Origin of the sequence: Sporosarcina ureilytica (assembly GCF_001753205.1) — a bacterium.
In the GTDB taxonomy this organism is placed as follows: Bacteria; Bacillota; Bacilli; order Bacillales_A; family Planococcaceae; genus Sporosarcina; species Sporosarcina ureilytica.
In genome coordinates this window covers 3,429,653-3,436,578 of sequence record NZ_CP017560.1, presented here as the reverse complement: position 1 = coordinate 3,436,578, position 6,926 = coordinate 3,429,653, and the positions used below count along the sequence as shown (strand labels likewise).

7 protein-coding genes are annotated in these 6,926 nt (G+C 33.9%); 5 read left to right on the top strand and 2 right to left on the bottom strand.

All coding sequences use genetic code 11. The features are described from left to right. The first annotated feature begins 16 nt into the window (after window positions 1-16). The 5 genes from BI350_RS16545 to BI350_RS16525 all read left to right on the top strand — a co-directional run bounded on the left by BI350_RS16545 (window position 17) and on the right by BI350_RS16525 (window position 4,869). Window positions 17-358 carry a hypothetical protein gene (locus tag BI350_RS16545; RefSeq protein ID WP_075529162.1) on the top strand — a complete coding sequence of 114 codons (342 nt, stop codon included), beginning with the start codon at window positions 17-19 and terminating at the stop codon, window positions 356-358. A 190-nt stretch (window positions 359-548) separates the two neighbouring features. After that, window positions 549-1,445: an ABC transporter ATP-binding protein gene (locus BI350_RS16540; RefSeq protein ID WP_075529161.1), complete on the top strand. Its 897-nt coding sequence runs from the start codon at window positions 549-551 to the stop codon at window positions 1,443-1,445. Beyond that, entirely contained in the window at window positions 1,438-2,643 is a 1,206-nt protein-coding gene (locus tag BI350_RS16535) for an ABC transporter permease (RefSeq protein WP_075529160.1), read from the top strand. Before BI350_RS16540 ends, BI350_RS16535 begins: the two co-directional genes overlap by 8 nt. A gap of 505 nt (window positions 2,644-3,148) precedes the next feature. Continuing rightward, window positions 3,149-4,153, top strand: coding sequence for a sensor histidine kinase (locus BI350_RS16530; protein WP_245698275.1), 1,005 nt, complete (start codon window positions 3,149-3,151; stop codon window positions 4,151-4,153). Then, window positions 4,150-4,869, top strand: a complete 720-nt coding sequence (locus BI350_RS16525) for a LytR/AlgR family response regulator transcription factor (RefSeq protein ID WP_075529159.1) — start codon at window positions 4,150-4,152, stop codon at window positions 4,867-4,869. The genes BI350_RS16530 and BI350_RS16525 overlap by 4 nt, the downstream gene beginning before the upstream one ends. 308 nt (window positions 4,870-5,177) lie before the next feature. On the opposite strand, the gene BI350_RS16520 is transcribed toward BI350_RS16525, so the two are convergent. After that, window positions 5,178-6,251 (bottom strand): DUF4179 domain-containing protein, encoded by a 1,074-nt coding sequence (locus BI350_RS16520; protein ID WP_075529158.1) that lies wholly within the window; start codon window positions 6,249-6,251, stop codon window positions 5,178-5,180. Then, window positions 6,235-6,777, bottom strand: a complete 543-nt coding sequence (locus BI350_RS16515; protein ID WP_075529157.1) for a sigma-70 family RNA polymerase sigma factor — start codon at window positions 6,775-6,777, stop codon at window positions 6,235-6,237. The genes BI350_RS16520 and BI350_RS16515 overlap by 17 nt, the downstream gene beginning before the upstream one ends. Window positions 6,778-6,926 lie beyond the last annotated feature (149 nt).

The window sequence follows — 6,926 nt, the reverse complement described above, 5'->3', positions numbered from 1 at the left end:
AGGTGTAAATGGAGTCTTGCTTGTAGACTCAAAAGTTGGAGAGGTCTATCACCATTTAAAAAACGAAGAAAGATGGATCGGTATATTAAAAAATACAACTCTAGACGAATTTATCATTTTACTCGAAACCTTTAAATGCAATGCACCAATTGCTTCGCTAATTGTCTTAACTGATAGGGATAAAAGTGTATTAAAAGGATTGGCTAATGGTCAAACACTTGAATTTCTTCAACGTACACTTGATTTATCTATGGAAGAAATTGAACGCTCTATATTTCGTATTAATTCTTATTTCAAAGTACCAAATTATATCGAATCCATCAGTAAAGCAATTGTACAAAAAATTATTACAATCTAATCCCAGAAAGTAAGTGCGACGGCTGTACTAATCATTTAGGGATAGGCGTTGTAGACGCATATGAGTCATTGAAATCAGTAAAGGGAGGAAAATAACATGAAAAGAGCCTTATTACTATTAGCAGGCGTTGCAGTTGGCATTGCGATTATTGTTGTCATTAAATCATTTTAATTGATTGGAGATGGAAAAATTGGCTTTTGAAATTAAACATTTAAATAAAAGCTTCGGTGATAAACAGGCTGTGAACAATTTAACCCTAAATTTAGAGGAAGGACAAATTCTAGGAATGCTGGGGAGAAATGGTGCCGGGAAAACGACGACCATTCGAATGATGCTCGATTTAATTCCAATAGACAGTGGTGAGATTTTATGGAAAGGAAAACCATTTTCTAAAAAGAATTTAAAAATTGGTTACTTACCAGAAGAACGTGGCCTGTACGCCAAAATGAATGTGTTAGACCAAATTATTTATTTTGGAACACTTGAGGGTATGACGAAGAATAATGCCAAAAAAGAGGCTTTAATATGGTTAGAAAAACTTGATATCTCTCATGCTGCAAAGAAACGAACAGAGCAGTTATCAAAAGGGAATCAACAGAAGGTGCAACTAATCACTGCGATCCTGCATGATCCCGAGTTTATTATTTTAGATGAACCATTTAGCGGGTTGGATCCAGTAAACTCAGATATGTTAAAAAATGTTGTTAGGGAATTAATCTCTAAAAAGAAAACAATTATTTTCTGCAGTCATCAAATGGAACAAGTTGAATCATTCTGCGATAAAATTTGTATTTTGAAAGATGGGAATTTAGTCGTATTTGATGAATTAACAAATGTGAAAAAATCATATGGTTATCGCTATTTAGAAGTAGAAACAATGTCTAATTTGAGTGATTACTTTAAGAAAAACCATTATAATTACACGAAAGAAAATAATCGTTATAAAATACGTGTTTCTAGGGACACAGAAGCTCACCGACTCATTCAAGAAATTGATGAAAAGTTCAATATAAGTGGCGTTTCACTTAAAGACCCAAGTCTTCACGAGATTTTCATTGAACGGACGGGGAGTGATAAAAGTGCGTAATTTTGGAATCGTTTTTAAGACAATATATAAAGAATCAATAAAAACAAAGTCATTTTTAAGCATTACAATCGGTTTAGTGTTATTAAGCTTCTTATTATTTGCGTCACCTGCAATCATCAGTTATTTCGATAAAAATAAACCTGCCGACACGTATAAAATCGTAAATGGAACTAATCTACCTTTATCTGTTGAAGAGCTCACGAATCTTGGCGGTGAATGGGAACTGGCCAAACCTGATAATATCAATTCATTAAAAGAAGCTGTAAAAAATGAAGAGCTTTCAGGAGTATTTGTACTAGATGAACAACCAAATCAGATTCAGCTAGATGTTTATATGCCGAAAGTAAATCAAAAACTACTGTTGACGCTAGAGGCTTATCTTGAACAAACGAAGCTTGTATCATTAGCAGTAACAGAGGCCATTGATCCAGCAGTTTTACAATCATTAAATACACCGGTATTAAGTCATATCCAGCCGCTCTATGAAACAGAGCCAAATGCGATGCTAATTGTATATGGGTTAATTGCAATTATGTTCTTAGCCATTTCAACATACGGAAACAACGTTGCAACCGCGATTGCTTCTGAAAAGTCATCACGTGTTATGGAAGTAATGATTACAAAAGTGGCACCAATCCCTATGATGTACGGAAAAATACTAGGAATTGGGTTGGCAAGTCTGACACAATTATTTAGTTTTATCGGTTCATTTTTCGTATGGTCAAACTTGGGAATTTTTAAAGCCCCCGAGGGTTCAATCGTTCAAACGATTATGGATACCATCACTTGGGAAATGGCTGCTTATATATTCGTCTTCTTTATCATTGGATATTTCATTTACGCTACACTGTTTGCGATTATCGGATCCATGGTAAGCAGACCAGATGATCTCTCCAGCGCCACAATGCCAATCGTAATTATATTAATGGCGAGTCTAGTCGTTGAGATGCTATTTGTAATGGATTATCCTGAAGGAAAAGTTGCAATGATCAGTTCATATATTCCTTTTACAGCACCAATGAGCGTTCTGATACGGATTGTTTATCACACGATTTCGCCTATTGAAATCGCCGTGACTTTATCAGTTATGCTATTGTTTATCGCTTTGTTTGCAGCATTAGCGGCGAGGATTTATCCAAAGGGTGTTTTAAAATCGGACACCTTAACTTTCAAACAACTAATTCAATTTAATCGATAGAAGGATTACGCCGCATTGAATGTTAGGAATAGCCAATGAAATCAAAATGAATATAAAAAACATAAAGGCTTCATAGGGCTACGCAGCCTAAGAAGCTCTTTCTTTATTTAAATATAAATAATGGATGAAAATATTTAAATGCCAGGAAAGTAAATGAAGTTAGAGAGATAGAACCCCAAAAATAAGCTATAATTTATATATAGGGAAATAGTGAGGGGGAATTGAATTAGTGATGTTGGCTTTTCAACTTATAGTATTAACAATATTCAATACATATGTACTCAATTTATCATGGTCAAAGAGATCATTAGTTTTACTTTTGATAGTTGGTATAATCCCACCCCTTATCTTGTTTCCGTATATGGGGGCGTTGGTAATATTCTACTTTATGATTGCATTATCATTTTTTGTTTACCAATTAACATCGAGAAAAATAGCTATTTTCCATATATTTATGTCTCTGATTCTATTAGTCATTAGTGATAACCTTTCGAGTTTGATATTGATGCGTTTTTTTAATCAAGAAATGTCTGGAATTAATTTACCATTAACTTATCCGATATTTTTAGTGTTCTTTGGAGCGATTTTTGCCTTTGTTTATAAAAGAATTATCCAAGGTTTTCTGAATCGCTTTATGGTGTATAATGCACTAACGTATATTTTGACCTTTCTTTGTATTGTCACTGTGATATTTATATATATAAATATCATGACAATTGATCAAAGTAATTTTTATGAAAACGTTAAAAGTAATTTGTTTTTGTTTTTAATTTTTTTCATTTTATTAATCATTAGCTTATTTATCATTTTGTTTTTAGCATTTCAACGATATAAAATTAAGCAAAGAGAAGAAGAATTGAAGAATTTTGAGTCCTATATTGCATCAATCGAGCAAATTAATCAAGATATGCGGAAATTTAAACATGATTATGTCAATATGTTAACATCGCTGAAAACATTTATAGATGATAAAAACTATCGAGGATTACAGACGTACTTTTATGAGCATATCTTAGAAATGAATCATCAGGAACAGTTGAATGAACAAGCATTGATGATGTTAAATAACTTAAAAGTTGATAGTTTAAAAGGATTGTTTACAACGAAAATTATCCAAGCTCAAGCTAAACAAATTCCGTTTTTTGTAGAAGTCGTTGAAGAGATTATAGACATTCCAACAGATCCAATAGTGTTAAACCGTATGATAGGTATATTACTGGATAATGCGATTGAAGCGGCAATGGATGCTGATGATAAAGAAGTACGTGTCGCAATCATTCAAATGAATGAATCCGTTTTAATTGTTATCAATAACACATATGATACGTCTCAAGATCTGAAAGTACATGAGTTGTTTGAAGAAGGTTTTTCTACAAAAGGGAAAAATCGAGGATTAGGGTTATCAACACTTCGTGAAATGAAAGATCAATTCCCGAATATCAATATAAGAACGAAGATACATCCGCCTCTTTTCACACAAGAACTTGAATTTAGAAAGGAGAAGCCATGAAAATTGTTATTTGTGAAGACGATCCCGTTCAGTTGGAATACGTCGAAACAATTCTTAATAATTATGCAATAATGGAAGATAACGGGATAGAAATAGTGCTTGCTACGACAAATCCCGAAGAAGTCATTCAGTTTTTAGAACATTCTAAAGCTGACTGTTATTTTTTAGATATTGACTTAAGTCACGAACTAACAGGTATTAATTTAGGGAGTAAAATTCGGGAAACAGATCCAATTGCCAGTTTGGTTTATATCACAACCCATGCTGAAATGACTTATCTGACGTTTATTTACAAACTTGCAGCGTTAGATTTTATTATTAAAGACAATACTGACGTCTTAAAAGAAAAAATTTTATCGACTTTAAAAGAGGCACATCGCCGTTATATTAAAATTGGTGAACAAGCCAACGTACAGAAATTACAAATTAAAACAACTGGGCGTACGTACAACATCGACTTTGATAGCATTTACTTTTTCGAAGCTTCGACGAGTGCACATAAAATCATCTTGCATTTGGAAAATGAGCATCTTGAGTTTTATGGACGACTTAAAGATTATGAAAACTTACATGAAGACTTATATCGTTGCCATAGATCGTTTATTGTAAATAAGACAAAAATCCAAAAAGTAGATTCAAAAGATAGGGTAGTCTATTTAACTAACGGTGAAATTTGCTACGCGTCGGCCCGTCTAATTAAAGGGCTTATAAAATAACAAGAATACCTTTAGCTTTTACAGGAATGTGTTAGATGACAAGACTCTTTTTTAAAAAAACCTATTTATGTCGCACTCTCGATGTAAAAAAATATAAAAGCTGACAGCCTTGAAATATGAACTGGTATAGTTGATGTGAAAATCAAAATCGCCTGAAGTGGATAAACTCCAATCTCAGGCGATTTTTAATTTTTTCATTCATGTTTAAATGACGGCTTGTGTGCCCCCGTCATTGCACTTATCAATGGCAGGGCAGTTAGGTGACGATTAACAATGATGGGATATTCTATTAAACGAGAAGTTATTGGTTATGGTATTTTCACTTTGAAGGATTCAAATTCTACTGGCTGTATTAGATGCCCTTTGTATTCTAACTCTTTTTCTTTGCCATTTTCATCGATTTCTACGCTGCCTCCGCTCGATGGAATTACTAAATAAGGAGTAATTGTCAATTCAGTTACACTGTCATCAATGGGGTTAAATTGTTTATTACTTTTGTATGCAATTTTATCTTTAATTCTTTCACCTATCACGCCTCCCGAGAGACCGGGAATTTCATTTCCATCTTGATCAACTATTAGAAATTCTATATTACCCCCGCGGCTAAGGTTAAAGTCCGCTTCCTCTTCCAAACTTTTATAGGTTAGGCTCATACCTGTTACACTTAAAGACAATTCGGTTACAGTAATCTCTAATCCGTCAACGCTTTGTGAATGCTGGACTGGTACTTTATGAATGTCGGTAATCTTACTAATTGGGGTCGAGAAGTACCACTTTTCTCCATTTTCTCCGCGTAATATTAGTCCGAGTTCAAATTTATTTGGAATATCCTCGGTTACATTAATTTCTTGAATAGCAGTCCGGGTTGTTGCTGATATTATCTCTTCACCATAACTTCCGGATGATCCGGAATGTTTCCCATTAATCATGAAATCCATCCCTGCACCAAAATAGAGTTCATTAAGTTCCTTTTCGGACTCAATGACAAGACCAATAGAAATGTTATTTTGATCATATAAAATTTCATCAAGTGTCACTGAAATTCCATTGACTGTTTGTGTCTCCCCAATCTCACTTGTTAATCCACTTTTTTGAGCTTGTTGTAATCCAATCAAATCAGAATCTCCGAAAACGGAACCGATAATCGGAATTTGCGACAAATGGCTTGCCAGAGTCGGAGAGAATTGAGAAGAGCCAACTAGTATTACAAAGATGGCTGCCACACTGCATAGTGCATAGATTGATTTTCTTTTCCAATTCCAATTGTTCGTTTTAAAACGAGGTGCATCCTTATGTTCTTTAGCTAAAGCGATTCCTGATTGAATAGCCGAACGCACCTGTTCTTTTGGGAACTCCTCGAGTGGATTATGTGACTTTTTCATGTAATTGATAGCTCCTTTCTAGCTCGCTTTTTAACTCTTTCCTAGCTCTCCTTAAATGGGTTTTCACTGTGCTAACCGGTTTTTCCAATACCTCAGAAATATCCTTAATGGACAGGTCGTGATAGTAAAATAAGATGATAGATGTTTGATAGGAAGAATTAAGCCTCGATAATGCTTGATTCAAATGAAAAAAATCAATTTCATCGTCACGTTTTCGATCTAATTTCCTCAACAATTCACTTTCTTCGTAAGGAATCATTTGGTTTCGTTCTTTTAATAATCTGTAACATTCACGTATCAAAATTCTGAACAACCATGTTGAAAAATACTCTGGTTTTCGCAATTTCCCAATCGCTAGGAATGCATTACATGCCGTTTCTTGGATAGCATCCAAAGCATCTTCTTTATTTCCGACATAAGAGAGCGCCTTATAATATAGCATCTTTTCTTCTTTGAAAAGCAATTCTTCAAAAGCGGCGGCGTGTCCATTTATTGCACTTTTAACAACCTGCAGATTGTGTTTCATCTTATCATTGCCTCCTCCTCTCAATAATTAGAGTGATTTAGATGCACAAAAAGTTTCAACTTCTAAATTTTCTTTGAAAATCTTTACATTCTATAATTTGTTATGGTTATGAAACTATTAAGATATACAAATTCTAACTTAGGAAGTCC

Bases quoted from the DNA above. Each gene is read 5' to 3' on its own strand.
- BI350_RS16530 (WP_245698275.1), top strand. From the start codon at position 3,149: ATGCGTTTTTTTAATCAAGAAATGTCTGGAATTAATTTACCATTAACT.
- BI350_RS16520 (WP_075529158.1), bottom strand. From the start codon at position 6,251: ATGAAAAAGTCACATAATCCACTCGAGGAGTTCCCAAAAGAACAGGTG.
- BI350_RS16525 (WP_075529159.1), top strand. From the start codon at position 4,150: ATGAAAATTGTTATTTGTGAAGACGATCCCGTTCAGTTGGAATACGTC.
- BI350_RS16515 (WP_075529157.1), bottom strand. From the start codon at position 6,777: ATGAAACACAATCTGCAGGTTGTTAAAAGTGCAATAAATGGACACGCC.